20 protein-coding genes and 1 tRNA gene are annotated in these 23,596 nt (G+C 69.8%); 4 read left to right on the forward strand and 17 right to left on the reverse strand.

Going from position 1 to position 23,596, the window contains the following annotated elements:
- Positions 1-8 precede the first annotated feature (8 nt).
- Positions 9-2,765 carry an aconitate hydratase AcnA gene (gene acnA, locus QQA12_RS09565; protein WP_226049165.1) on the forward strand — a complete coding sequence of 919 codons (2,757 nt, stop codon included), beginning with the start codon at positions 9-11 and terminating at the stop codon, positions 2,763-2,765.
- Between the two features lie 231 nt (positions 2,766-2,996).
- Positions 2,997-4,139: a membrane dipeptidase gene (locus QQA12_RS09570; protein ID WP_226049166.1), complete on the forward strand. Its 1,143-nt coding sequence runs from the start codon at positions 2,997-2,999 to the stop codon at positions 4,137-4,139.
- Positions 4,140-4,154: 15 nt separating this feature from the next.
- Here QQA12_RS09570 and QQA12_RS09575 read toward each other — a convergent pair whose 3' ends face one another.
- From QQA12_RS09575 to serS, 13 genes are all read right to left on the reverse strand, one after another.
- Positions 4,155-5,570: a replicative DNA helicase gene (locus tag QQA12_RS09575; protein WP_054666361.1), complete on the reverse strand. Its 1,416-nt coding sequence runs from the start codon at positions 5,568-5,570 to the stop codon at positions 4,155-4,157.
- A gap of 212 nt (positions 5,571-5,782) precedes the next feature.
- Positions 5,783-6,340 carry an NADPH-dependent FMN reductase gene (locus QQA12_RS09580; protein ID WP_226049167.1) on the reverse strand — a complete coding sequence of 186 codons (558 nt, stop codon included), beginning with the start codon at positions 6,338-6,340 and terminating at the stop codon, positions 5,783-5,785.
- Between the two features lie 75 nt (positions 6,341-6,415).
- Complete coding sequence (gene asnB / locus QQA12_RS09585; RefSeq protein ID WP_226049168.1) at positions 6,416-8,359, reverse strand: asparagine synthase (glutamine-hydrolyzing); 1,944 nt, start codon at positions 8,357-8,359, stop codon at positions 6,416-6,418.
- Between the two features lie 8 nt (positions 8,360-8,367).
- Positions 8,368-10,644, reverse strand: a complete 2,277-nt coding sequence (locus tag QQA12_RS09590) for a thiamine pyrophosphate-dependent enzyme (RefSeq protein WP_226049169.1) — start codon at positions 10,642-10,644, stop codon at positions 8,368-8,370.
- Between the two features lie 42 nt (positions 10,645-10,686).
- Positions 10,687-11,310: a glutathione S-transferase family protein gene (locus QQA12_RS09595; protein ID WP_233324830.1), complete on the reverse strand. Its 624-nt coding sequence runs from the start codon at positions 11,308-11,310 to the stop codon at positions 10,687-10,689.
- Between the two features lie 251 nt (positions 11,311-11,561).
- The gene (locus QQA12_RS09600; protein ID WP_054666373.1) at positions 11,562-12,098 is read right to left on the reverse strand and encodes a GNAT family N-acetyltransferase; all 537 of its coding nucleotides are present in this window, start codon (positions 12,096-12,098) and stop codon (positions 11,562-11,564) included.
- Positions 12,099-12,146: 48 nt separating this feature from the next.
- Positions 12,147-13,001, reverse strand: a complete 855-nt coding sequence (locus tag QQA12_RS09605) for an EcsC family protein (RefSeq protein ID WP_054666375.1) — start codon at positions 12,999-13,001, stop codon at positions 12,147-12,149.
- 3 nt (positions 13,002-13,004) lie between these two features.
- The gene (gene orn / locus QQA12_RS09610) at positions 13,005-13,589 is read right to left on the reverse strand and encodes an oligoribonuclease (protein ID WP_054666378.1); all 585 of its coding nucleotides are present in this window, start codon (positions 13,587-13,589) and stop codon (positions 13,005-13,007) included.
- A 103-nt stretch (positions 13,590-13,692) separates the two neighbouring features.
- Positions 13,693-14,205 carry a tRNA adenosine(34) deaminase TadA gene (gene tadA / locus QQA12_RS09615; RefSeq protein ID WP_054666380.1) on the reverse strand — a complete coding sequence of 171 codons (513 nt, stop codon included), beginning with the start codon at positions 14,203-14,205 and terminating at the stop codon, positions 13,693-13,695.
- Positions 14,202-14,666 (reverse strand): acetyltransferase, encoded by a 465-nt coding sequence (locus tag QQA12_RS09620; protein ID WP_226049171.1) that lies wholly within the window; start codon positions 14,664-14,666, stop codon positions 14,202-14,204. The genes tadA and QQA12_RS09620 overlap by 4 nt, the downstream gene beginning before the upstream one ends.
- Before the next feature lie 63 nt (positions 14,667-14,729).
- Positions 14,730-14,819: transfer RNA gene (locus QQA12_RS09625), tRNA-Ser, on the reverse strand.
- Positions 14,820-14,888: 69 nt separating this feature from the next.
- Complete coding sequence (locus QQA12_RS09630) at positions 14,889-15,896, reverse strand: LysR family transcriptional regulator (protein WP_152985014.1); 1,008 nt, start codon at positions 15,894-15,896, stop codon at positions 14,889-14,891.
- A 161-nt stretch (positions 15,897-16,057) separates the two neighbouring features.
- A complete protein-coding gene (gene serS / locus QQA12_RS09635) occupies positions 16,058-17,338 on the reverse strand; it encodes a serine--tRNA ligase (RefSeq protein ID WP_226049172.1) in 1,281 nt (426 codons plus the stop codon).
- A gap of 127 nt (positions 17,339-17,465) precedes the next feature.
- On the opposite strand from serS, the gene QQA12_RS09640 reads away from it, so the two are divergent.
- Both QQA12_RS09640 and QQA12_RS09645 read left to right on the forward strand, forming a co-directional pair.
- Entirely contained in the window at positions 17,466-18,116 is a 651-nt protein-coding gene (locus QQA12_RS09640) for an energy transducer TonB (protein ID WP_233324831.1), read from the forward strand.
- Between the two features lie 130 nt (positions 18,117-18,246).
- Positions 18,247-18,792 (forward strand): energy transducer TonB, encoded by a 546-nt coding sequence (locus tag QQA12_RS09645; RefSeq protein WP_226049174.1) that lies wholly within the window; start codon positions 18,247-18,249, stop codon positions 18,790-18,792.
- Positions 18,793-18,861: 69 nt separating this feature from the next.
- Here QQA12_RS09645 and aroA read toward each other — a convergent pair whose 3' ends face one another.
- The 4 genes from aroA to QQA12_RS09665 form a co-directional block, all read right to left on the reverse strand.
- Entirely contained in the window at positions 18,862-20,172 is a 1,311-nt protein-coding gene (gene aroA / locus QQA12_RS09650) for a 3-phosphoshikimate 1-carboxyvinyltransferase (protein WP_226049175.1), read from the reverse strand.
- A 151-nt stretch (positions 20,173-20,323) separates the two neighbouring features.
- On the reverse strand, positions 20,324-21,472 hold the full coding sequence (gene pheA / locus QQA12_RS09655) for a prephenate dehydratase (RefSeq protein WP_054666395.1): 1,149 nt from the start codon (positions 21,470-21,472) through the stop codon (positions 20,324-20,326).
- 55 nt (positions 21,473-21,527) lie between these two features.
- On the reverse strand, positions 21,528-22,613 hold the full coding sequence (gene serC / locus QQA12_RS09660; RefSeq protein ID WP_226049176.1) for a 3-phosphoserine/phosphohydroxythreonine transaminase: 1,086 nt from the start codon (positions 22,611-22,613) through the stop codon (positions 21,528-21,530).
- 142 nt (positions 22,614-22,755) lie between these two features.
- Positions 22,756-23,559: an FHA domain-containing protein gene (locus tag QQA12_RS09665; RefSeq protein ID WP_226049177.1), complete on the reverse strand. Its 804-nt coding sequence runs from the start codon at positions 23,557-23,559 to the stop codon at positions 22,756-22,758.
- Positions 23,560-23,596: the final 37 nt, after the last annotated feature.

The raw sequence follows: 23,596 nt of genomic DNA on the forward strand, positions 1-23,596 counted from the left end.
AGTCAGCCATGAGCGATTCGTTCTCCACCCGCAGCCAACTCACCGTCGGCGACCAGACCTACACGTACTGCAGCCTGTCCCGGCTGGGCGAGCGCTTCGACATCTCGCACCTGCCCTACTCGATGAAGATCCTGCTGGAGAACCTGCTCCGCCACGAGGATGGGGGGCAGACGGTCGGCCCGGAGCACATCGAGGCCGTGGCCACCTGGGACCCGAAGGCCGAACCGGACACCGAGATCGCCTTCATGCCGGCACGGGTGGTGCTGCAGGATTTCACCGGCGTGCCCTGCGTGGTGGACCTGGCGGCGATGCGCGACGCGGTCACCCGGCTGGGTGGGCGCGCCGAGCAGATCAATCCGCTGATCCCCTCGGAACTGGTGATCGACCACTCGGTGCAGGTGGACGTGTTCGGCCGCGCCGACGCGCTGGACCTCAACGGCCGCATCGAGTTCGAGCGCAACCGCGAGCGCTACAGCTTCCTGCGCTGGGGCCAGAAGGCGTTCGAGAACTTCAAGGTGGTGCCACCCAATACCGGCATCGTGCACCAGGTGAACCTGGAGAACCTGGCCCGGGTGGTGATGGAGCGCGAGGTCGACGGCACCCGCTGGGCCTTCCCGGACACCGTGTTCGGCACCGACTCGCACACCACCATGATCAACGGCATCGGCGTGCTCGGCTGGGGCGTGGGCGGCATCGAGGCCGAGGCGGCCATGCTCGGCCAGCCCTCCTCGATGCTGATCCCGCAGGTGGTCGGCTTCAAGCTCAGCGGCCGCCTGCCCGAGGGCGCCACCGCCACCGATCTGGTGCTGACCGTCACCCAGATGCTGCGCAGGCTGGGCGTGGTCGGCAAGTTCGTCGAGTTCTACGGCGATGGCCTGCAGCACCTGCCGCTGGCCGACCGCGCCACCATCGCCAACATGGCCCCGGAGTACGGCGCCACCTGCGGCATCTTCCCGATTGATGTCGAGTCGCTGAACTACCTGCGCCTGTCCGGGCGCAGCGAGGCGCAGATCGCCCTGGTGGAAGCCTATGCCAGGGCTCAGGGCCTGTGGCACACGCCCGGGTCGCCGCACGCGCATTACAGCGCCACGCTGGAACTGGACATGTCCACGGTGCAGCCGTCGCTGGCCGGGCCCAAGCGCCCGCAGGACCGCGTGCTGCTGCAGGACGTGCGCGGCAACTTCGCCGACGCGCTGGGTGGGTTGACCGCCAACCGCGACCGGCGCAACGGCGAGGTGGCCGACTTCATCAACGAGGGCGGCGGCGCCGCGGTGGGCAACGAGCAGTTGGCCAAGGGCCATGCCGACGTCGAGATCGACGGCCGCAAGGTGCGGCTGAAGGACGGCGCGGTGGTGATCGCGGCCATCACCTCGTGCACCAACACTTCCAACCCGGCGGTGATGATCGGCGCCGGCCTGCTGGCGCGCAACGCCGCCGCACGCGGCCTGACCCGCCAGCCCTGGGTCAAGACCTCGCTGGGGCCGGGCTCGCGGGTGGTCACCGACTACCTGGAAAAGGCCGGCGTGCTGAAGGAGCTGGAAAAGCTCGGCTTCTACGTGGTCGGCTACGGCTGCACCACCTGCATCGGCAACTCCGGCCCGCTGCCCACCGAGGTCAGTGCCGGCATCGCCGCCGGCGACCTGGTGGTGGCCTCGGTGCTGTCGGGCAACCGCAACTTCGAAGGCCGCGTGCACCCGGAGGTCAAGGCCAACTACCTGGCCTCGCCGCCGCTGGTGGTGGCCTACGCCATCGCCGGCACGGTCAACATCGACCTGACCCGCGAACCGCTGGGCAAGGACCGCGACGGCAACGACGTCTACCTGCGCGACATCTGGCCGAGCAACAAGGAGATCGGCGACGTCATCGCCGCCACCGTCGGCCCGGAGATGTTCAAGCAGAACTATGCCGACGTGTTCAAGGGCGACAGCCGCTGGGCGCAGATCGAGTCGCCGGAAGGCCAGGCCTACCGCTGGAACGCCGAGTCGACCTACATCAAGAACCCGCCGTATTTCGACGGCATGACCATGGCCGTGGGCCGCATCGCCGACATCCACGGCGCGCGCGTGCTCGGCCTGTTCGGGGACTCGATCACCACCGACCACATCTCCCCGGCCGGCAACATCAAGAAGGATTCGCCCGCGGGCCGCTTCCTGCAGTCGCGCGGCGTGCAGCCGGCCGACTTCAACAGCTACGGCAGCCGCCGCGGCAACGATGACGTGATGGTACGAGGCACCTTCGCCAACATCCGCATCAAGAACCTGATGTTCGGTGGCGAGGAAGGCGGCAACACCCTGTACTTCGGTGCGCAGCCGCCGGAAAAGATGTCCATCTACGACGCCGCGATGAAGTACAAGGCCGCCGGCACGCCGCTGGTGGTGGTGGCCGGCAAGGAGTACGGCACCGGCTCCTCGCGCGACTGGGCGGCAAAGGGCACCAACCTGCTCGGGGTCAAGGCGGTGATCGCCGAGAGCTTCGAGCGCATCCACCGCTCCAACCTGGTCGGCATGGGCGTGCTGCCGCTGCAGTTCCTGCCGGGAGAGAACGCGCAGACGCTGGGGCTGGACGGCTCGGAGGTGTTCGACATCAGCGGACTGGAAGACGGCCACTCCAGGCGCGCCACCGTCACCGCGACCCATGCCGACGGCCGCACGGCCACCTTCCAGGCGCATGTGCTGCTGCTGACCCCGAAGGAAGTCGAGTACTTCCGTAATGGCGGCCTGCTGCAGTACGTACTCCGCCAGCTGGCAGCGAAGAAGGCAGCGTGATCGCCTGCTGAAACACGCAGGCCCGGCCCCGCGCAACGCGCGGGGCGTTCGCCTGGACCGCGCGGCAGTGCCGCGCGCGGGAGGAGCGACAGCGGTCAGCAATGGCGACGGGACCGGCATCCATTGGACAACGCAGGAGACCCGGCCCATGCAACGCGCGGGGTCCGGGTTTGTGCAGGGCAGTCCGTGTGGGTCATCATCGCCGTCTGTCATCGCCACGAAGGGAGTTCGATGGGTATCGATGCATCGCGTCGCCGCGTGCTGGGATGGGGGAGCGGCCTGCTGGCGGGGATGGCCTTGCCAGCAGCCGCTGCAACGGCCGCCACAGCGCCTCCCCTCGCCGCCGGCCCGGACAGCACGGCGCTTTACGCCAGCGCCCTGGTCCTGGATGCCAATGCGCTGGCGTCGATCGGTGCCCTGTTGCACGACGACGCCCAGGCCCTGCACCTGCGCCAGATCCGCGAGTCGGGCATCAGCGTGATCAAGACCACCCTCGGCGGCGCGGCCGGTTCATTCGAGGAAACCGTCGCCGACATCGCCCGCGCGCAGCAACTGGTCGAGTCGCAGCCGGCGATGTTTCTGAAGGTCACAAGCCATGGCGACCTGGCGCGTGCCAAGCGCGAAGGCAAGGTGGCGCTGATCTTCTCGTTCGAGGCCGCCACCATGCTCGAGGGCAAGGTCGAGCGCATCGACCTGTTCCGCGGACTCGGCGTGCGCGTCATGCAGTTGTCCTACAACCATGCATCGCCGTTCGGCGGCGGCTGCCTGGACGCTGCGCCCAGCGGGCTGAGCCCGCTCGGGCGCGAGGCCATCGCCCGCATGAACGCCTGCGGCGTGGCGCTGGACCTGAGCCACTCCAGCGCCCTGGCCACCCGCGAAGGCATCGACGCCAGCCGCGCGCCACCGCTGATCACCCATGCCGGCTGCAGCGCGGTGTTCGACCATCCGCGCAACAAGCGCGACGCCGAGCTGCGGGCGATGGCCGACAAGGGTGGCGTGGTTGGCATCTACATGCTGCCGTTCCTCACCGAGGACAGCCGCCAGCCGCTGCTGGCCGATTACATCGCGCACCTGGAGCATGCGCTGCGCGTATGCGGCGAAGACCACGTCGGGATCGGCAGCGACGCGCTGTTCTTCCCCGTGGATGAAGAGGACATCCGCGAAATGGACCGGCAGATGCGCGAGCGCAGGCTGGCCGGTACCGGCGCGCCGGGCGAGAACCGCACGCCCTACCTGCCCGACGCCAATACCCCGCGCAAGCTGCTGCAGGTGGCCGATGCCCTGCTCCGCCGCGGACATGCGCCGCGCGTGGTGGACAAGGTGCTGGGCGCGAACTTCGCCCGTGCCTTCGGCGACATCTGGAGCGACGGCTGACGCCGCCGCGGCGCGTTACTCGAACGCGCCGACGCTGTCGTGGCTGAGGTTGTCGAAGCGGGTGTACTCGCCGAAGAACTTCAGCTTGCACGAGCCGGTTGGGCCGCCGCGGTGCTTGCCGATGATGATCTCGGCCAGGCCCTTGTCCGGCGAGTTTTCCTTGTTGTAGTACTCGTCGCGGTAGATGAACACGATCATGTCAGCGTCCTGCTCGATGGCGCCGGATTCGCGCAGGTCGGCCATCACCGGGCGCTTGTCGGTACGCGTTTCCAGCGAGCGGTTGAGCTGGGACAGGGCGATCACCGGCACGTTCAGCTCCTTGGCCAGGCCCTTGAGCGAGCGGCTGATCTCGGAAATCTCGGTGGCGCGGTTCTCGCTGTTGCCCGGCACGCTCATCAGCTGCAGGTAGTCGATCACCACCAGCCCCAGGTCGTGCTCGCGCTTGAGCCGGCGGCACTTGGAGCGAAGCACTTCCGGTGACACGCCCGGGGTGTCGTCGATGAAGATCTTGGTCTCCTTGAGCATGCGGATGGCGCTGGTGACGCGGCTCCAGTCCTCGTCCTCGAGCTGGCCGGTGCGCAGGCGCGTGGCATTGATGCGGCCGTTGGAGGAAATCAGGCGCATGGCCAGCTGCGAGGCCGACATTTCCATGGAGAACACCGCCACCCCCTTCTTCGACTTGATCGCCGCGTACTCGGCGATGTTCAGGGCGAAGGTGGTCTTGCCCATCGCCGGGCGCGCGGCCAGGATGATCAGGTCGGTCGGCTGCAGGCCGGCGGTCATCGCATCGAATTCGTTGTAACCGGTCGGCAGGCCGGTGATGTTGCCGCCGTTCTCGAAACGGTTGCGCAGTTCCTCGAACGCATCCTTCAGGGCACCGGGCATGGCGACGAAGTCGGTGCGTCCGCGCGCGCCCTGCTCGGCAATGGCGAACACCGATTTTTCCGCCGATGCCAGCAGTTCGGTGCTGTCGCGGCCCTCGGGCTGGAAGCCGTCGTTGACGATGTCGGTACCCACCTGGATCAGCTGCCGCAGCACCGCCTTGTCGCGCACGATCTCGGCGTAGGCACCGATGTTGGCCGCCGACGGCGTGGTACTGGCCAGTTCGATCAGGTAGGCGCCGTCGCCGACCTGCTCCAGCTTGCCCTGCGATTCGAACCACTCGCCCAGCGTCACCGCGTCGAACGGGCGGTCGCGCTCGGACAGTTCGCGGATGGCGCGGTAGATCAACTGGTGGTCGCGGCGGTAGAAGTCCTTTTCGGTCAATGCCTCGTTGACCCGGTCGAACGCCTCCGGCGCCAGCATCAGGCCACCGAGCACCGCCTGTTCGGCCTCGACCGAATGCGGGGGCACGCGCAGGGTGTCGATGCGCTGTTCGCCGCGCTCTGCGCGGTCGTTGCGGTCGGAACGGAAGCCAGGACGGGCAGACATGAAAACCTTTGTGCAGCGGGAAACGACCCGGCCATGGTAGGCCGATGCAGGCCGGCAATGTGGGGATAAGTCCGTGGACAAGCTGTCGGCAGCCCGTGGATGTGGCCGCCGGGCCCGCTTCTCAAGGGCCGCCGCGCCACCGGCACGGGAGCCCCGGCCGCTTGCCGCTACCGGGGCCGGCATTATCGCCTGTTCGCGTCCCGCCGGGGCGTTCAGCGTGGCGCGTGCGTCCCGACCCAGTCCAGGAAGCGGTCGACATAGGCCTGCAGGAAGCGGCGGGTACCGTCGTTGGTCACGCTGCCGTCGGCCTCGATCAGCCCGTCCCTGTACTGCAGGAAGGCTTCGGGCTGGGCCATCACCGACAGGTTCACGAACACCAGCACGTTGCGCAGGTGCTGCTGCGCCATCGCCGTACCGGCCGCGCCGGGCGAGGTGCCGATCACCGCCGCCGGCTTGCCGTCGAAAGCGCCGTCGCCGTAGGGACGCGAGGCGGTGTCGATGGCGTTCTTGAGCACGCCGGGAATGGAGCGGTTGTACTCGGCGGTGACGAACAGCACCGCGTCGGCCTGGCGGATCGCATTCTTCAGGCGCGTGCCCTGCGCCGGGAAGTCGCTGTCGTGGTCCTGGTTGTAGAGCGGGATGTCGTCGATGCGCAGGTAGTCGAACCGCGCGCGCTCGCCGGCCAGCCTTTCCAGGGCCAGCGCCAGGCGGCGGTTGTGGGACTCCTTGCGCAGGCTGCCGACAAGTACGGCGATGCGATACGGTTGCATGACGACCTCGCTCCGGAAAGGGAACGCCAGCCTAGCCGGCCGCGCCTTCGCGGCCGGTGAAGGCACCCAGGGCCGTCAGCCGGCGCGCACCTGCGCCCGCTGCGCCTGCCAGTGGGCCTGCCAGGCCTGGAACATCAGCACGTTCCACAGGTGGGTATGCCACTTGCGCTCGCCCTGGCCGAAGCGCTGCCACAGCGCCGAAACCGCGGCCTCTTCGAACACCCCGTCCTGGCGCAGCCGCCGCGGATCGAGCAGGTCGCCGGCCCAGTCGCGCAGGTCGCCGCGCAGCCACTGCGTCACCGGCGCGCCGAAGCCGCGCTTGCCGCGGAACACCATCGCGTCGGGCAGGTAGCGCCGCAGCACCTGCTTGGGCAGGTACTTGGTGATGCCGTCGCGCAGCTTCATGTCCAGCGGCAGCGACCAGGCGAACTCGGCCACCTGCCAGTCCAGCAGCGGCGCGCGCGCCTCCAGGCTGGCCGCCATGCTGGTGCGGTCGACCTTGCACAGCAGGTCGTCGGCCAGGTAGGTGGTGAAGTCGGCCAGCATCATCGCATCGGCCGCCCCGCCCCGCCCCTGCAGCGGATCGGGCAGGCTGTAGAACGTGGCCGGCTCGTGCGCCCCGCGCACCACCGCAGCGGGGTCGCGCCACCGCGAGATGCGGTTGCGGTAGACATCGCCGATGCCGGTGGCGCCGGCCTCGGCCAGCAGCGCGGCCAGGCCGCCGGCACGCGATGCCTCGCCCTGCGCGTGGGCATGGCGTCCCAGCCAGCGCCGCAACGGCGCCGGCACGCGCTGCAGTGCGTACCAGTTGCGCAGCGCGCGCTGGTAGCGGGTGTAGCCGAAGAACAGTTCGTCGCCGCCATCGCCGGACAGCGCCACGGTGACCCCGCGCCGCGCCAGCCGCGCGACCAGCGCGGTCGGCACCTGCGAGGCATCGGCGAACGGTTCGTCGAACATCGCCGGCAGCTCCGGGACCACCGCCAGCGCATCGGCGCCGCTGACGTACAGCTCGGTGTGGTCGCAGCCCAGGTGGGTGGCCACCTCCCTGGCCAGCGGCGCCTCGTCGTGGTCGGAGTCCTCGAAGCCGATGCTGAAGCTGTGCACCGGGGCCGCGCTCTGCGCCTGCATTAGCGACGCGACGAGGGCCGAATCGGTGCCGCCGGACAGGAACACTCCCACCGGCACGTCGGCCACCATGCGCAGCGCCACGGCCTGGCGCAGCTGCCCGTCCAGCGCATCGGCCGCCTCGGCCTCGCTGCCGGCGAACGGCGCGGCCAGGCAGGCAGCCATGCGCTCGCGTGCGTCCCAGTAGGCCACCTGCGCCTGCGCCGGCCGGTGCGCGGCGGCACCGGCCGCCACCGCCGCCGCGTCCAGGTGCAGCACCCGGCCCGGCATCAGCTTGAACGCACGCTCGTGGATGCAGTGCGGTGCCGGGATGTAATCCAGCCGCAGCAGCAGGGTCAGCGCGTCGCGGTCGATGCCGTTGTCGAAGGCCGGGTGCCGCCACAGCGCCTTCAGTTCGGAACCGAACACCAGCGCGTCGCCGGCCCAGCCGTAGTACAGCGGCTTCTTGCCGACCCGGTCGCGGGCCAGCGACAGGCGCTGCTCGCGGCGGTCCCACAGGGCGATGGCGAACATGCCGTTGCAACGCCGCAGCGTCGCCTCCAGCCCCCACTGCACGACCGCGGCCAGCAGCACCTCGGTATCGGAGTGGCCGCCGAAGCGGTGGCCGAGCGGCTCCAGCTCGGCGCGCAGCGCGGCGAAGTTGTAGATCTCGCCGTTGTAGGCCAGCCAGTAACGGCCGTCGCTGGACCGCATCGGCTGGTGGCCCAGCGGCGACAGGTCGAGGATGCTCAGCCGCCGGTGCGCCAGCGCCACCCCGGCGGCGGCATCGACCCAGACGCCGCGGTCATCGGGACCGCGATGGGCCAGCGCATCGCCCATCGCGCCGGCCAGGGCCGTCAACTCCGCTTCCTGCAATCGCGCCTGCGATTGCAGGATTCCCGCCAGTCCGCACATACAGATCGTTATCCACGCGCCAGCTCGGCTGCGGCGCTCACCACGTCATTGTCGCCCGGAAGCACCAGCAGTGCCGCGCCGGCCAGTGGCGTGTAGGTATCGGCGCCGGTGACCCGGCGCAGCGGCACGGCACCGAAGCCGGCCTCGGCCAGCGCGGTGATCACGCCCTCGCCCACGCCCGCGCTGTGCCGGCCCTCGTCCAGCACGATGATCCGCCTGGCACCGCGGGCCTGCTCGGCGACATAGGCGGCGTTGAGCGGCACCAGCCAGCGCAGGTCCACCACCCGCACCTTCCAGCCCTGCGCCGCCTCGATGGCCCTGGCCGCGCGCAGGGCCATCGGCACGCCGTTGCCGTAGGTGAACACCACCAGGTCGTCGTTGCCCTCGCCGTAGACACGGCCCTGGCCAAGCTCCAGCGCCTGCTCCGGCGCCGGGTACGGGAACAGCCACTGGCCGTCGCCGGCCTCGTACAGGTCCTTGGTCATGTACAGCGCGATCGGCTCGAGGAACACGCACACGCGTCCGTCGACCCTGGACAGCGCCGCCAGCGTGCGCAGCATCATCGCCGCGTCGTCGCCGCGCGACGGGCAACCGACCACCAGCCCCGGGATGTCGCGGATGGCGGTGATCGAGTTGTCGTTGTGGAAATGGCCGCCGAAGCCCTTCTGGTAGCCCAGCCCGGCGATGCGGATCAGCATCGGGTTGCGGTACTGGTCGTTGGAGAAGAACTGCAGCGAGCAGGCTTCGCCGCGCACCTGGTCGATGGCGTTGTGCAGGTAGGCCAGGTACTGGATCTCCGGCACCGGCAGCATGCCCATGTTGGCGAACCCCTGGGCCATGCCCAGGATCATGGTCTCGTCGAGCAGGGTATTGAACACGCGGCGCGGGCCGAACGCCTTGTGCAGGCCCTTGGTCACCGTGTACACGCCGCCCTTCTGCGCCACGTCCTCGCCGAACAGCAGGGTGTCCGGGTACTTGCAGAACAGGTCGTGCAGGCCCTGGTTGATCTGGATGGCAAGGTGGCGCGGCGGCAGGTTCTCGGGCAACGACGCCTCGCTGCCGAACACCTGCAGGCGGCGCTGCGCGTAGTCGGCGCGGGTGGCTTCGGCGCGCACCCGCTCCGGGGTATACGGCGCCAGCGGTGCCATCACGTCCTTGAGCGAGGTCAGCCGCGGGCGCGTGTCGGCGTCCTCGGCGGCGGCGAAGCAGCGCGCGCGGGTGCGCTCGTACAGCGCCAGCACCTCGTCGACGCTCATCGCCCCGGACTCGACCGCGATCTGCGCCGAGCGCAGCAGCGGATCGCCCGCCTCCACCGCGCACAGTTCCTCCAGCGCGCGCCATTCGATCTCGAAGTCGGTACCGGCGTGGCCCATGATGCGGGTGGTGCGCAGGTGCAGGAAGGTCGGCCGCCGCGTGCGCCGGCAATGCTCGACCGCACGCTGCACGTCGGCGTAGCCGGCGGCCAGGTCCAGGCCGTCGGCGAAGAAATAATCCAGGTCCGGGCGGTTGCGGAAGCTCTCGGCGATCCAGCCACCGGGGGTCTTCACCGAAATGCCGATGCCATTGTCCTCGCACACGTACAGCACCGGTGCCGGCAGCTTCTGGTAGGCCGTCCACGAGGCCGCGTTGAACGCGGTCTGCGCGGTGGCATGGTTGGCCGAAGCGTCGCCGAAGGAACAGATGGCGATGCTGTCGCCCGGCACCGGCAACTCCACCCCGAGGCGCTTGCCGGCCTCGATCGCCAGGGCCGTGCCCAGCGCCTTGGGCAGGTGCGATGCGATGGTCGAGGTCTGCGGCAACACCCACAACGGCTTGCTGCCCCACACCTTGTGGCGGCCGCCGCTGGCCGGGTCCTCGGCGCTGGCGGCGAAGCTAAGCGCCGAGTCCATGATCGGGTCCATGCCCGGCAACTTGCGGAAGCGCTCGGCCATGAATCCGCCGGAGCGGTAGTGCAGGAACGCCGGATCGGTATGCCGGGTGGCGCGCGCCACCATGGCATTGCCCTCATGCCCGGACGAGCCGATGGTGTAGAAGACCTTGTTCTGCACGCGCAGCACGCGCGCCATCAGGTCGAGATGGCGGCTTACCAGCTGCGATTCGAACAGTTCGCGGAACCCACGCACGTCCAGCGCGCTGCCCGGGAGCACCGGGGCCCCCTCCTGCGGCGCGCCGGCCGGCCCCTGCCCCAGCCCCTTCACGAATTCGATGAAATTGGTATCGCAGATCTCGGCACGGTTCAGGCCCTTCATGCGGGCCGGGATGGGGTTGGGTACACGGGCGAACATCAGGCAGGACTCCACGGTGCAGACAGGTTGGGAAAGGAAGGATCAGGGTGACGCGGCGAAGTTGCGCAGCACCTCCGGGGATGGATCGGGCATGGCCACGAAGCCGGGCCGGGCGCGCAGCGCCTGCAGCCAGCGGCCGATGGCCGGATAGGAAGACAGTTCGATGCCGCCGTCGGCGGCGACCGCGGTATAGGCGAACAGGGCGATGTCGGCGATGCCGTACTCCGGCCCGGTGAACCAGGCATGGTCGGCCAGGTGCCGCTCCATCACCGCCAGCGCCGCATGGCCGCGCTCGCGCAGCCGTGGCAGTTCCTGCCGCCGCGGCGAATCCGGCGGCGTCCAGCCCCGGATGAAACGCGCCACCGCGATATACGGCTCATGGCTGTACTGCTCGAAGAACATCCACGACAGCGCCTGCGCACGCTGCCAGCCATCAGCCGGCAGGAACGGCGTGCCCTCGGCCAGCCAGAACAGGATCGCATTGGACTCGGTGAGCACGCGCCCGTCGCCGCGTTCGATCAGCGGCACCTTGCCGTTCGGATTGAGCGCCAGGAAGGCCTCGGTGCGGGTCTGGCCGGCGGCACTGTCCACCTCGACCCAGCGGTAGCGCGTGCCCAGCTGCGCCAGCAGCAAACGGACCTTGTGGCAGTTGCCCGAAGTGGACATGCCATACACCGTCAACGCAGCACCTGGATTGCTCAACGACACGATTCCCCACACTGCCGACTGGCAGGCGATCCTGCCATATGACCGGAATCGGGGCACTTTGGTAAAGCTGCGACCGCAGCAAAATCCACCACCGCGCCCGGAGCGCACCGGCGCGGTGTGGGCACCGATCGCAGGGCCGCGTATTCGGCGCCGGCCCCGGCACGCGCGATGCCCGCACCGGGCAGGATGGATACAACCGCAACGATGCCTCAGCGACGGGCCAGCCACGCCTGGCGCGACTGGCCCCACACCTCGACATCGACCTCGTGCGGTGGCGGCAGGCGCGTGGCATGCAGCACCTGCGACCCCAACTTGCGCGCAACCGCCTGCGAATTGTGGTTGTCCGGGGCTATGGTGTGGATCACCCGCTCCCAGCCCAGCGTGTCGAAGGCCCAGTCGATGGCCGCGCGCGCGGCCTCCGGCGCGTAGCCGTGCCCCCACCGGTCCGCCACGATGCTCCAGCCCACCTCCGGCCCTGGCCAGCCGTGCGGCTGCCAGGGGCCGACCCGGCCCACCCAGCGCCCGCTGTCCTTCTCGATCACCGAGAACATCGAATAGCCGAGCAGGTGCCAGCTGCCGGTGAGGGTGGCCAGGCTGCGCCACGCCACCGACGGCGCCTGCACGCCCCCCAGGTGCCGCATCGGCAGCGGGTCGGCGCAGAACGCGGCGAACGCAGCGAAATCCTCCGCGCAGGGGGGCCGCAGCAGCAGCCGCGCGGTCTCCAGGCGCAGGTCGAAAATGCTCATCGCGGGCTCTCCATGTGTCCGGCAGGCCACGCTACCACCGCGCGGCGTTCAGGCGCTCATGCGCCCGCTGACCGCCCCGTAGGCCAGGCGCACGGTCTCGAAGCCGTACCTGCGCTCCAGCCGGCGGACAATGAAATGGCCCCGCGCCATGTCCTGGTAGTAGCCGGTGAACAGGGTGTTCAAGGTGGCGCCGGCCACCGCGCCGAGCACCGGTACCGCCTGCGCGGCGAACTTCTCCGATACCACCACGCCGAAGCGGGCGGCGACCTTTTCCACGATCCGTGCCAGCCATTTGCCGGCTTCCTTCGGCCCCAGCCCCAGCAGCAGGCCGTGGCTGCCGCCGAGGGTGGTGCCGGCCAGCTCGGCCGACAGGTGCCGCATCAGTTCGGTGGTGAAGCCGCGCGCCAGGTAATAGCCGGTTTCGCTGGCGTCGTCGCCGCCCGAATTGCCGCCCAGCGCGAACACCTCCAGGCAGGCCTGGCGGGTAGCGAAGTCATCCAGGTCGAAGCCTTCGCTGCGGGCGATGTCGGCCACCGCGCGCATGATGATCGTGGTCGACAGCGGCAGCTCGATCGCCAGTGCCGGCAGCCCGCCGGCACCGCCCAGCGCACCGGAAGCGGCCGCCGCCAGCTTGTGCAGGCGCGGCGACGCCGGCTTGCCCGGCCGGGTGCGGTCCATGCTCCAGAAAGCGGCCTGCGCGGCCTTGTGCAGGGCGGCCTCGGCAACCCCCTGGATGCGCCTGGAAACGCCCGCGGGCAGCCGGCGCACGGCGAACTCCAGCGGCGAGCCGACCAGGTTGGCCATGCGCGCGCTGAGCGTCGGCGCCTCCAGCAGCGCCACCGCGCGCCGCAGGTCGGCCATGTCCTGCGGGCTGTCGGCCAGGGTCGGCGCCAGTTCGCCCATCGCTCAGGCCGGTTCCGACACGCCCGGCAGGCCGGCCAGCGCGCCCATGTACTGGCGGTAATGGCGCAGTTCGGCGATCGAATCGTGCACATCGCTCAGCGCGGTGTGGCTGGAGGTCTTGCCGACGCCGGCGGCGATGGCCGGTGCCCAGCGCCTGGCCAGTTCCTTGACCGTGGACACGTCCAGGTTGCGGTAATGGAAATAGCGCTCCAGGCGCGGCATCTGCCGGTGCAGGAAGCGGCGGTCCTGGCAGATGGAGTTGCCGCACATCGGCGACGCGCCGGCCTTGATCCAGTCCTGCAGGAAGGCGATGGTCCGCGCCTCGGCCTGGCCAAGGCTGATCTCGCTGTCGAGCACGCGCTGCCACAGGCCGGAACGGCGGTGCTGGTTGCGGTTCCACTCGTCCATCGCCTCCAGCGTCGCCAGCGGGTGGGCGATGGCGAACTCGGGGCCTTCGGCCAGCACGTTGAGCTGGGCATCGGTGACCACGGTGGCGATCTCGATGATCGAATCGTTGTCCGTGTCCAGCCCGGTCATTTCCAGATCGATCCAGATCAACCGGTCGTTGCCTGTGCTGTTGTCCGTCATGTGGCGCCTCGTGCAGGGGGCCGGCGGCGACGCTGCCGGCCGTGGTATCGGGCACACATGATACGCCGCGGGTTCACCACGCCGCGTGCGCGCCGGCCACGCCTCAGCCGCCGTCGGCCGGCAGCAGCGGGCGGCCGCGCTTGGCGCGGAAATAGTTGGTCAGGCGCAGGCTTGCCTCGCGCGCCAGCACGCCACCGGCCACCGCGACGCGGTGGTTGTGGCGCGGGTCGCCCAGCAGGTCGAACACGCTGCCGCAGGCACCAGTCTTCGGATCGGTGGCGGCATACACCACCCGCGCCACCCGCGCGTGCACCAGCGCCATCGCGCACATCGCGCACGGCTCCAGCGTCACGTACAGCGTGCAGCCGACCAGGCGGTGGTTGCCGAGCCGCGCGCCGGCCTCGCGCATCGCCACGATCTCGGCATGCGCGCTGGGGTCGTGGCGGGCGATGTTGAGGTTCCAGCCCTCGCCCAGCAACTGCCCGTCGGCACCGACCAGCACAGCCCCCACCGGAATCTCGTCGAACTCGCGCTGCGCGCGCTCGGCCAGCGCCAGCGCGTGGCGCATCCAGCGCTCGTCGGCCTGCGCATCGGCCACGACGACGGGGTCGCTCATGCCGCCTGTTCCGGCATGGCCGTCGCACCGGTATGGCGCAGGTGCACAAGCGGATACGGCCGCCCCTGGCCATCAAGCGCCGAGCGCCCGGTCTCGACGAAGCCAAGCCGCGTGTAGAACGCCATGGCCGACGGATTCTGCGCATTGACGTCTGTGCCCAGGCCTGGGTATTCGCGCAGCGCCTGCTGCACAAGCCGGCGTCCCAGCCCGCGGCCGTTATGCAGGGGATCGACGAACAACGCCTCCATGTGGCCGTCCACGACCCACATGAAGGCCAGCGGCACGTCGGCGGCATCCACCGCCAGCAGCAGCGGCGCCTGCGGCAGCAGGGCGCTGACCTCGGCGTCGAGGGCCTGGCGGTCGGCGTCGGCCAGGAAGTGGTGCGTGGCATCGACGGCGCGGCGCCATATGTCGATGACCCGGGCGCCGTCTTGCGGGCGCGATGGACGCAGTGTCGGCATGATTCGGAAATCCGCAAGAGTCCCGCAACGGGTACCGGGCATTGCGTGCCCGGACCGCGGGAATGGCGGGCAGAGTGGGATTCGAACCCACGGAAGGTTTGACCCTTCGCCGGTTTTCAAGACCGGTGCCTTAAACCGCTCGGCCATCTGCCCTTGTCTGTGGCGCCGATGCCTGCGCACCGGCCAGCGGCGCGCATTCTCGCACGCTGCCATTGCTTTTGCTCAACCGGCCTCGATCGCCAGCGCGCCCATGGTCGAGGCGCGGATCTTCTCCTTGGCGCGCTCGCAGGCGCCGCCACAGTCCAGGCGCGAGGCTTCCAGCTGTGGCGGCAGGTGCTCGGCGAGGAAGTCGATGAACACCCGCACCGCGGGCAACAGCCCGCGCCGCGAGGCGAACACCGCATGGCAGATGCCCTGCGGCAGCGACCAGTCCGGCAGCACTACTTCCAGTTCGCCGCTGCGCACCGCTTCGGCGCAGACCGTTTCCGGCAGCATGGTGATGCCGAAGCCGTCCTTGACCATGCTCTGCAGCAGCGGGAAATCGAAACCGGCCACGCGCGGCTGCAGGTCCACGCGGCTGACCACGCCGCCCGGGCCGTGCAGTTCCCAGCGCTGCCGCGCCTCGTCCTCGCTGATGCTCAGGGTGACGTGCTGGGCAAGGTCCTCGGGCGTCTTCGGGCGGCCGGCGCGGTCCAGGTACTTCGGGCTGGCCACCAGCAGTTCCTGCACCTGGCCGAAGCTGCGCATCACCAGGCTGCCATCGTCGTCCAGCCGCGAGCGTACCCGCAGCGCCACGTCGTAGCCCTCGTTGATGATGTCCACCCGGCGGTTGCTGATGTTCAGCTGCAACCGCACTTTCGGATACTGCTCCAGGAACTTCGGCAGCAGCTTGGGCAGCTGCATCTGCGCCAGCGACACCGGCACGCTGGCGCGCACCAGCCCGCGCGGCTCGGCACTGAGCCGGTCCACCACCTCGCGCGCGGCCTGCGCCTCGGCCAGCATGGTCTGGGCATGGCGGTGCACGCTCATGCCCACGTCGGTCACCGCGAAGCGGCGCGTCGAGCGCTGCAGCAGGCGCACCCCCAGATCGGTTTCCAGCTGGCTGATGCGCCGGCTCAGGCGCGATTTGGGAATGCCCAGCGCACGCTCGGCGGCGGCGAAACCGCCATGATCCACCACCATCGCGAAGTAGTAGAGGTCGTTGAGGTCCTGCATGGATTGATCCCACAACTGGAACGAATGGTGAAATTCAACCACCTTTGTCCTGATTTTACAAATCAGACCTCAAACGGTCCTGTATGAACCGACCTGCCGCCTCTTTTCCGCGCCCCCACAACACCGAGGCCCGCATCGCTGCGGGCCTCGGGGATGGACGAAGACGACGGCCGGGCTCAGCCGATCCGCTCCAGGCCGCCCATGTACGGGCGCAGCGCCTCGGGAACCGTGATCGAGCCGTCGGCGTTCTGGTAGTTCTCCATGACCGCGATCATCGCCCGGCCCACGGCCACGCCGGAGCCGTTGAGCGTGTGCACCAGCTCCGGCTTGCCGGTGGCGGGGTTGCGCCAGCGCGCCTGCATGCGCCGGGCCTGGAAGTCGCCGCAGTTGGAGCACGAGGAAATCTCGCGGTAGGTCTGCTGCGACGGCAACCAGACTTCCAGGTCGTAGGTCTTCACCGCCGAGAAGCCCATGTCGCCGGTGCACAGCAGCACCTTGCGGTACGGCAGGCCCAGCTTTTCCAGCACGGTTTCGGCGCAGCGGGTCATGCGCTGGTGCTCGGCATCGCTTTCTTCCGGGCGGCAGATCGAGACCAGTTCGACCTTCTCGAACTGGTGCTGGCGGATCATGCCGCGCACGTCGCGGCCACCGCTGCCGGCCTCGGAACGGAAACACAGCGAGTGCGCGGTCATGCGCAGCGGCAGGCGCTCGGCCTCGACGATCTCGTCGCGCACGATGTTGGTCAGCGAGATCTCCGACGTCGAGATCAGATAACGCTTCTGCTCACCCAGCTGGGTGATGAACATGTCTTCCTCGAACTTGGGCAGCTGACCGGTGCCGTACAGGCTGTCGGCATTGACGATCACCGGTACGTTGGTTTCCTGGTACTCGTGCGCGCCGCTGTGCAGGTCGAGCATGAACTGGGCCAGCGCACGGTGCAGGCGCGCGAGCGGACCGCGCAGCACGGTGAAGCGCGAACCGGACAGCTTGGCCGCGGTCTCGCCGTCGAGCCACTTGTTGCGGGCGCCCAGTTCGACGTGGTCGAGCACCGCGAAGTCGAACGTGCGCGGCGTACCCCAGCGCGACTGCTCGACGTTTTCGTTCTCGTCGGCACCGGCCGGCACGTCATCGGCCGGAAGGTTCGGGATGCCCATCGAGATCGCCTCGATCCGCGCGCGCAGCTCGTCCAGCTGGACTTCCGATGCCTTCAGCTCATCGGCGAAGGCGGCCACCTCGGCCATGATCGCCGACACGTCCTCGCCCCTGGCCTTGGCCTGGCCGATCGCCTTGGAGCGGCTGTTGCGCAGGTTCTGCAGTTCCTGGGTGCGCACCTGGATGCGCTTGCGGTCGGCCTCCAGGGACTCGATCGCGGCCACGTCGAGTTCGAAGCCGCGCGTGTCGCGCAGGCGTTGCGCCAGTTCGGCGGGCTGCTGTCGGAGAAGGGCGGGATCGAGCATGGGGCGGCACTGTAAACGGATACGGAACGCGATTATCGCCCGAACCGCGCCACTCTGCCGCGCGCCAGCATGTTCCTGTGCCAGAATCCGGGCGTTCCTTCCGGCCACGCCCCTGCCCGCGCCGCCCATGCCCGCCTCCCGTTCCGACCAGACCATCACCTTCCAGTTGCCCCGCAACGCCCTGAAGATCGCCGGCATCGCCTTCTGTGGCGGGCTGCTGCTGTTCGTGGTGGTGTGGTTGAACGCGCGCCGGCACAACGATTTCTACCGGGCCGACCCGGCACAGCCGCAGGTCCAGGCAAGCCAGGCCATGCCGCTGCCCGAGCCGTTGCCGGCCGCAACCGGCGCCAGCGACATGCCCGATGCACGCCCGGAAGCGGTTGCCGACGAAGCGCCGCAGGTGCTGGAGACCGCACCCGCAGCGCCGCAGCCATTGCCCGAAGCGCCGGTGGCCGCGGCCCCGGCCAATCCGGCCGCACCGCCGGCCGCCGCCGCGCCGAGCGACCGGCCGGTGCCGTTGCCGGGCCAGAGCCCGCCACCGTCCTATCCACCGGCCGCGCTGCGGCGCGGCGAAAGCGGCACCGTCGTGGTGCGCGTCGACGTCGACGCCAGCGGCATGCCGCTGGACGCCCGCATCATCCAGCGCAGCGGCTCGCGCGACCTCGACCGCGCGGCACTGGAAGCCGTGCGCGGCTGGCGCTTCCAGCCGGCGCAGAGCAATGGCCAGCCGATGGCCGGCAGCCTGGAAATCCCGATCGACTTCCAGCCCGCCCAGTAAGCTGAACCGTACGTACGCCGCACGCTGAACTGCGGCGGACCCGGCGGCGCTGCATTGACGTCCTGCTTACACCAGCGCCATGCGCATCGGGCCAGACTCCAGGCGTCACTGGACGCATAAGGAGCCGACGATGAGTGCCACCCATGCCCATGAACTGGATGCCGCCGCACACAGCGGACAATCGCGCAACCATGCCGTCTCGCCCGTGTTGTGGATGGGACTGCTGCTGGCGATCCTGCTCGGCGTGTTCACCCTGATCCGGCGCCATGACGCGCCGGCACCGGCGCTGCCGGCCAGCGCCCCGGCCACGCCCACCGCGGTTTCGCCCGCGACGGAGGTGGCAACACCGGAAACGGCGCCCGCCCCGCTCCAGCGCAAGCCAGCCGTGGTGCGCGACCGCCAGGCGCGGCCGCTGGCGGGCAATCCCGCCCCGGCCTATCCGCCGGCCGCGCTCCGCGCCGGGATCGAGGGCAGCGTCGTGGCCAGCCTGCAGGTCGACGCGCAGGGCAAGGTCACCGATGCCAGCATCGTGTCGCATGACGGCCAGCGCAGCCGCGACCTTGATCGCGCCGTGTTGGACACGCTGCGTGGCTGGCGCTTCGAGCCGGCACTGCGCGACGGCCGCGCGGTGGCGACCGTGGTCCGGGTGCCGGTGGATTTCCGCACAGGCCGCTGACCGCAGGCCGCTGCAATGACGACGGGCCGGCCGCATCCCGCGGCCGGCCCATTCTGCGGTCTGCAGCGCTCAGCCGGCCGTCAACGCGAAGCCGGCGCCGCGCGCCAGCCGGTCGTAGCCCGGGAACGAGGTGGCGACGTTGGCGACATCGTTGATCCGTACCTCCCCGCTGCTCAGCTGGCCGGCGATGGAGAAGGCCATGGCGATGCGGTGGTCGCCATGGCTCTCGATGGTGCCGCTGCCCAGCGCACCGGGATGGATGGTGGCGCCGTCGTCGGTCTCGTCGATGCGCAGGCCCAGCGTGCGCAGGCCGGTGGCCATCGCCGCCAGGCGGTCCGATTCCTTCACCCGCAGCTCGGCCGCACCACGCACCACGGTCGGGCCGTCGGCCGCGGCCGCGGCGATGAACAGCGCGGGGAACTCGTCGATCATGTCCGGCACCAGTTCCTCGGGAATCCGGGCTCCCCTGAGCGGCGCGTGGCGCACGACCAGGTCGGCCACCGGCTCGCCCCCGTGTTCGGCGGGGTTCTCCTCCACGATGTCCGCGCCCATCAGCCGCAGCGCGGCCAGCAGGCCGGTACGGCGCGGATTCAGGCCCACCGAGCGCAGCCGCACCTGCGAGCCGGGAATGACGCTGGCGGCCACGATGAAGAACGCGGCCGAGGAGAAATCCGCCGGCACCGCGATGTCGGTGGCGCGCAACCGCTGGCCACCGCGCAGGCGCGCCCTGCCGGGCTCGAACTCGATCTCCACGCCGAAGGCGCGCAGCATGCGCTCGGTGTAGTCGCGGGTCGGATGCGGTTCGACCACCGAAGTCTCGCCACTGGCGTACAGGCCGGCCAGCAGCACCGCCGACTTCACCTGCGCGCTGGCCACCGGCAATGCATAGTCGATGCCGTGCAGCGGCTGGCCGCCATGGATGCGCAGCGGCGGCGTGCCGTCGTCGCGGGTGTCGATGCGGGCGCCCATCTGCGCCAGCGGGCCGGTGACGCGGCGCATCGGCCGCCGCGACAGCGACGCGTCGCCGACCAGCACGCTGTCGAACGGCTGTGCGGCCAGCAACCCGGCCAGCAGGCGCATGCCGGTGCCGGCATTGCCGCAGTCCAGTTCGCCGTCGGGTGCCTTCAGGCCATCGACACCGACACCGTGGACGATGCGCGTGGACGGCGACGGGGTTTCGAAACGCACGCCCATGCGGGCGAAGATCGCGGCGGTGGCGCGGGTGTCCTCGCCCTCGAGGAAACCGTCGATGCGCGACACGCCGTCCGCCAGCGCGGCGAACATCACCGCCCGGTGCGAAACCGACTTGTCGCCGGGGATGTCGAGCGCGCCCTGCAGGGGCTGGCCTTTGCTTGCGATCCAGTGGGGCTGGGAGGTCATGCGGGTCTCTCTGGTTGTTCGATTGCCATGCAGGGCGGATCAGGCCCGTGCGCGTCCGCCGCGCCATGCGCCGGCGCGATGCCGTGCGCGCGGTGGCGGACCGGAAGATGTTCGCCGACCCCCGCCGCGCCGGGAAGAAAGCGGCTTCAGATCAGGGCACGGCGACCGGGTAGGAGCCGAGCACCTTGATCTGCGCCGAATGGGCCTCGAGCTCGGCCAGCGCCGCCTGCATCGAGGCGTCCTCGATATGCCCGGCCAGGTCGATGAAGAACGCGTACTCCCACTTGGCCTGGTGCGAAGGGCGCGATTCGATGCGGTTCATGCTGATGCCGTGCCGCGCGAACGGGCTGAGCACGTCGAACAGGGCGCCGGGCTTGTCGTGGATGAACACCAGCACCGAGGTGCGGTCGTGGCCCGAGGAGGGAAAGAACTGGCGGCCGATCACCAGGAAGCGCGTGGTGTTGTCCGCGTCGTTCTGGATCGGCTTGGTCACCACTTTCTTCAGCCCGTACACGTGGCCGGCACTCTCGCCGCCGATGGCCGCCGCGTCGTCGGCGTTGCGCGCCCGGCGCGCGCCTTCGGCGTTGCTCGACACCGGCACCTTCTCGGCCTTGGGCAGGTTGGCGCGCAGCCATGCCGAGGTCTGCATGAACGACTGCGGGTGCGCGTAGACCCGCTCGATGTCCTCCAGCCGGCCGTTGCGCGACATCAGGAACTGCTGCACGCGCAGCTCCACTTCGCCGCAGATCTTGAGCGAGGAGGTCAGGAACATGTCCAGGGTGATCTGGATCGTGCCCTGCCCCGAGTTCTCCACCGGCACCACGCCGAAGTCGGCGTTGCCCGCTTCCACTTCCTGGAACACTTCCTCGATGCTGGCCAGCGGCAGGCCCAGTGCCGAACGTCCGAAATGCTTGAGCACGGCCTGCTGGCTGAAGGTGCCTTCGGGGCCGAGGTAGCCGATCTTCAGCGGTTCCTGCTGCGCCAGGCAGGCCGACATGATCTCGCGGAAAACGTGCACCAGCAGTTCGTCCGACAGCGGTCCTTCGTTGCGGTCGACCACCATGCGCAGCACCTGCGCCTCGCGCTCGGGGCGGTAGTAATCGACGGCGGCGGCGAGCTTGCCCTTGGCCTTGCCGACCTGGTGGGCGAAGCGCGCGCGCTCGGCGATCAGCGACTGGATGCTGCGGTCGATCTGGTCGATCTTGGCGCGCACGTCGGCCAGCGCCGGCGGAGCGGCCGCCGCGTCGGCGGCCCTGGCCGGCGGCTTGTCTACGGTGGACTTCTTCGGCTTTGCGGCCACGTTGCCTTCCTCGATGACGTCTGCTTTCCGCTGCCCGCAGGCGGCGGCATGTGTTTCAACCGTTGCGCTGCTGGAAGTCGTGCATGAACGACACCAGCGCCTGCGCGCCCTGCAGCGGCATGGCGTTATACAGCGAGGCGCGGATGCCGCCGACCGCCTTGTGGCCCTTGAGCGCCAACAGGCCGGCGGCCTTGGCGTCGGCAACGAAGCGCGCGTCCAGCTCGGCGCTGGGCAGGAAGAACGGGATGTTCATGCGCGAACGCACCGCCGGTGCGACCTGGTTGCGGTAGAACCCGCCCGAACCGTCGATGGCGGCGTAGACCAGCGCTGCCTTGGCGGCGTTGCGGCGGGCGAACTCGGCGGTGCCGCCCTGCGCCAGCATCCACTTCACTGTCAGGCCGAGCAGATACCAGTTCCACGTCGGCGGGGTATTGAGCATGGAGTCGCGCGCGGCGTGCAGGCGGTAATCGAAGATGTCCGCGCGCGGCTGGCCGGCGCGTTCGAGCAGGTCGCGGCGGATGATGACCACGGTGATGCCGACCGGGCCGAGATTCTTCTGCGCGCCGGCGTAGATGACGCCATAGCGGGTGACATCGACCGGCTCGGACGCGATCGACGAACTGAAATCGGCCACCAGCGGCACCGCGCCCACGTCCGGTGCATCGCGGAATTCGACGCCATGGATGGTCTCGTTGGCGGTGATGTGCACGTAGGCCGCATCGGCGGACAGCCGCCACTGCGCGGGTGCCGGAATGTCACGGAAACCACCGGCCTCGCTGTCGGCGGCGATGTTCACGTCCACGTAGGGCCGCGCCTGCCGGGCCGCGGTCTTGCCCCAGTGGCCGCTGACCACGTAGTCCACGCGCTGTCCGGGCGCGGCCAGGTTCAACGGCAGCAGCGCCTGCTGGGTGGTCGCGCCGCCGCTCAGGAACAGCACGGCGTAGTCGTCGGGGATGCCGACCAGGGTGCGCAGGTCGGCTTCGGCCTGCGCCGCCACCTGCATGAAGTCGGCGCTGCGGTGGCTGATCTCGACGATGGACGCGCCCACGCCGTTCCATTCCAACATTTCCGCCTGCGCCTGGCGCAGGACCGATTCCGGCAGGGTCGCTGGGCCGGCACTGAAATTGAACGCGCGCGTCATGTCACACCTGTCCGAGGGGAACCCCAAGTATGCCGCAGCGCAACAGGCTTTGGGGGCGCGGAAAAGGTTGCATCTGCAGCCAATTTTCCCGGGGTTCGACAGCCGCCGGCCAGGCGGCCGCGCACGGAAACGGTGCCCGGCTTCAGCGGGCGCCGAACAGCAGCAGCGCGCTGATCGCGCCGCCCAGCAGCAGCGCGCTGAGCAGCAGCCAGGGCCAGCGCCGCGCACGCGGCGGCGTGTCGTCTTCCGCGCGCGCGTCGGGCGCCATGCCGGGCGCGTCGGCCACCGCGGCGAACATGGCCGCGCGGGCGTCCAGCGGGACTTCCAGCACGAAGCGCTGGTTGCCCTCGAAGACCACCTGGTCGCCCCCCTGCAGCCAGCAGTGCCGGACCGCGATGCCGTTGACCCGGCACCCGTCAGGCGAGCCCAGGTCGCGCAGCAGCACGCGGTCGCCATGGCGCTCGAACCGGGCATGCTGCTCGGGAAAGGCCGGGTCGTCGATCACCACGTCCACCGTGCGCTCGCGGCCGATGGTGCGGGGCCGGTCGAGCGGGTAGCAGCGGCCGTGGTGTTGGCCGCCGACGCCACGCAGCAGCACGCGCAGGTCGTCGCTGTGCTCGCCGCTCGCCGCCGGCGGCTGCACGACCGGCTCGGATTCGCCACGCAACAGCATCTCCACGCCATCGGCGTAGACCGAGTCACCGGCGCGCAGCAGCGCCATGCGCCGCACCGGGCGGCCGTTGACGTGGATGCCGCGGCTGCCGCTGGCCACCTGCAGCCAGACCCCGCGCTCGTCGGTACAGAACCGGGCCAGCAGCAGCGGGCCGACGCTGTCGTCGCCCAGGCGGACCTGCCCGCTCGCGTCGCGGACGATGCGCTGCACCCCCGGCGCTAGGCGCTGATCCGGTTGCTGGCGATTGCTGAAATGGACTTGCAGGGTGCGCACCGGCGGCAGCCTAGCAGGTTGGCCGAGCGTGCATAAG

Origin of the sequence: Stenotrophomonas sp. 17(2023) (genome assembly GCF_030345315.1) — a bacterium.
Taxonomy (GTDB): Bacteria; Pseudomonadota; Gammaproteobacteria; order Xanthomonadales; family Xanthomonadaceae; genus Stenotrophomonas; species Stenotrophomonas acidaminiphila.

Bases quoted from the DNA above. Each gene is read 5' to 3' on its own strand.
- acnA (WP_226049165.1), top strand. From the start codon at position 9: ATGAGCGATTCGTTCTCCACCCGCAGCCAACTCACCGTCGGCGACCAG.
- QQA12_RS09570 (WP_226049166.1), top strand. From the start codon at position 2,997: ATGGGTATCGATGCATCGCGTCGCCGCGTGCTGGGATGGGGGAGCGGC.
- QQA12_RS09575 (WP_054666361.1), bottom strand. From the start codon at position 5,570: ATGTCTGCCCGTCCTGGCTTCCGTTCCGACCGCAACGACCGCGCAGAG.
- QQA12_RS09580 (WP_226049167.1), bottom strand. From the start codon at position 6,340: ATGCAACCGTATCGCATCGCCGTACTTGTCGGCAGCCTGCGCAAGGAG.
- asnB (WP_226049168.1), bottom strand. From the start codon at position 8,359: ATGTGCGGACTGGCGGGAATCCTGCAATCGCAGGCGCGATTGCAGGAA.
- QQA12_RS09590 (WP_226049169.1), bottom strand. From the start codon at position 10,644: ATGTTCGCCCGTGTACCCAACCCCATCCCGGCCCGCATGAAGGGCCTG.
- QQA12_RS09595 (WP_233324830.1), bottom strand. From the start codon at position 11,310: ATGTCCACTTCGGGCAACTGCCACAAGGTCCGTTTGCTGCTGGCGCAG.
- QQA12_RS09600 (WP_054666373.1), bottom strand. From the start codon at position 12,098: ATGAGCATTTTCGACCTGCGCCTGGAGACCGCGCGGCTGCTGCTGCGG.
- QQA12_RS09605 (WP_054666375.1), bottom strand. From the start codon at position 13,001: ATGGGCGAACTGGCGCCGACCCTGGCCGACAGCCCGCAGGACATGGCC.
- orn (WP_054666378.1), bottom strand. From the start codon at position 13,589: ATGACGGACAACAGCACAGGCAACGACCGGTTGATCTGGATCGATCTG.
- tadA (WP_054666380.1), bottom strand. From the start codon at position 14,205: ATGAGCGACCCCGTCGTCGTGGCCGATGCGCAGGCCGACGAGCGCTGG.
- QQA12_RS09620 (WP_226049171.1), bottom strand. From the start codon at position 14,666: ATGCCGACACTGCGTCCATCGCGCCCGCAAGACGGCGCCCGGGTCATC.
- serS (WP_226049172.1), bottom strand. From the start codon at position 17,338: ATGCTCGATCCCGCCCTTCTCCGACAGCAGCCCGCCGAACTGGCGCAA.
- QQA12_RS09640 (WP_233324831.1), top strand. From the start codon at position 17,466: ATGCCCGCCTCCCGTTCCGACCAGACCATCACCTTCCAGTTGCCCCGC.
- QQA12_RS09645 (WP_226049174.1), top strand. From the start codon at position 18,247: ATGAGTGCCACCCATGCCCATGAACTGGATGCCGCCGCACACAGCGGA.
- aroA (WP_226049175.1), bottom strand. From the start codon at position 20,172: ATGACCTCCCAGCCCCACTGGATCGCAAGCAAAGGCCAGCCCCTGCAG.
- serC (WP_226049176.1), bottom strand. From the start codon at position 22,613: ATGACGCGCGCGTTCAATTTCAGTGCCGGCCCAGCGACCCTGCCGGAA.